The following is a 387-nucleotide window of genomic DNA, read 5'->3' as shown; positions in this document are numbered from 1 at the left end:
CCGGCAGCCCGGTCGAGGAAAACGAGGTCGCGGCGCAGGAATATTACATGCGCGCCGCCGCCAACTACCGCAACCCGAACGCCCAGTTCGAGATCGGCCAGATGTTCCTGAAGGGCGAGGGCGGTGTGAAGGCCAGCGTCAAGCAGGCCGGACGCTGGCTGCAGCTCGCGGCCGAAAAGGGACATGCCGGCGCGCAGGCGACGCTCGGCAATCTCTTGTTCCAGAGCGGCAAGGTCGTGCGCGGCCTGGCGATGATGACGGCCGCACTTGAGCGGGCTCCGCCGGCCGATCAGCCCTGGATCCGCAGCATGCAGGAAGAAGCCTTCGCCGCCGCCGGCGAGGCGGACCGCCGCACGGCGATTTCACTCGCCGACGACATCCTGACCA

The 387-nt window shown here is 68.2% G+C and carries 1 protein-coding gene; it reads left to right on the top strand.

What is annotated here, in order from left to right:
- A partial coding sequence (locus EOA29_RS40870) for a tetratricopeptide repeat protein (RefSeq protein WP_145970217.1) occupies positions 1–387 on the top strand: 387 nt, incomplete at both ends.

Source organism: Mesorhizobium sp. M1E.F.Ca.ET.063.01.1.1 (assembly GCF_003998155.1).
Lineage (GTDB): Bacteria > Pseudomonadota > Alphaproteobacteria > Rhizobiales > Rhizobiaceae > Mesorhizobium.
The sequence above is the reverse complement of the archived record's forward strand: the minus strand, read 5'-3'. Positions and strand labels throughout refer to the sequence as shown.